The sequence below is a fragment of the Paraburkholderia sp. RL18-085-BIA-A genome, assembly GCF_046027075.1.
Classification (GTDB): Bacteria; Pseudomonadota; Gammaproteobacteria; order Burkholderiales; family Burkholderiaceae; genus Paraburkholderia.
The window spans coordinates 1-764 of the sequence record NZ_JARESU010000522.1 but is presented as its reverse complement, the minus strand read 5'-3'; the positions used below and the strand labels follow the sequence as shown (position 1 = coordinate 764).

Sequence of the window (764 nt, the reverse complement as noted above, 5' to 3'; positions counted from 1 at the left end):
CATGGGTAAGCACATGCAGGTTCGCGCGACGGATGTTTTCCAGCACTGCGACGTCGTTCAGTGGCAACGATTGCTGGGTCCCTGACTTGGGAGAAGCTTTGGCTTTCGTTGATGCCGATTTTGACGGGGGAGTCGTGGCAGGCTTTGCCTCTGTGGGACTACTCTTCGCGACAGCCTTTGAAGAGCTGCCATCTGTCCTCTTTGACATTTCTGGTTCCCTGGGCAAATGATCTGTGGGGGTAGGGTGGGGATTCGCCTGTGTGGCAGGAGCCGTCTCCAGCGCCTGCTCGAACGATGCTTCCGGTTCAGCGTTCACGTGAATAAAATCGAGCGGCGTCCTCAAGCGACTGATGGTCTCGGATGGGAGGGCAGGATGAGGTTGATCGAAAAAGCCATCTGGTAGCCCGAGCGTCGTTTCGATGTGGAAGGCCGTCTCAGGTGTGAATCTCTCGCCGTTCATCAATTCGGTCATGCGCGTCAGATTGGAGTCGAGTCCCAGTGCGATGTTCTCTGCGCCCACCGCATCGACCAAAAATTTAAACGAACGCGTTTTGAAAATAGATGCCGTCTGGGCTGGGTCCCGGGCAGGTGAGGCCTTTGCGTATGACTTGTTCTGTCGGTGAGATGTCGTTTTCGAAGGCTGGCGCGACTGACGCGGGCCCTTGTCCCGAGATCCCGAGTATCGCCCGTGCGCTTGACTCATAAAGTGGAGCTCTCCGTCGGTGAATCACTATATATGTGGCGATTATAAGGGAGGGCATACT

General features: G+C 55.8%; 1 pseudogene. It reads right to left on the bottom strand.

Going from position 1 to position 764, the window contains the following annotated elements:
* Positions 1-532, bottom strand: a pseudogene (locus P0D89_RS53625) (hypothetical protein); the annotation flags it as partial.
* Positions 533-764: the final 232 nt, after the last annotated feature.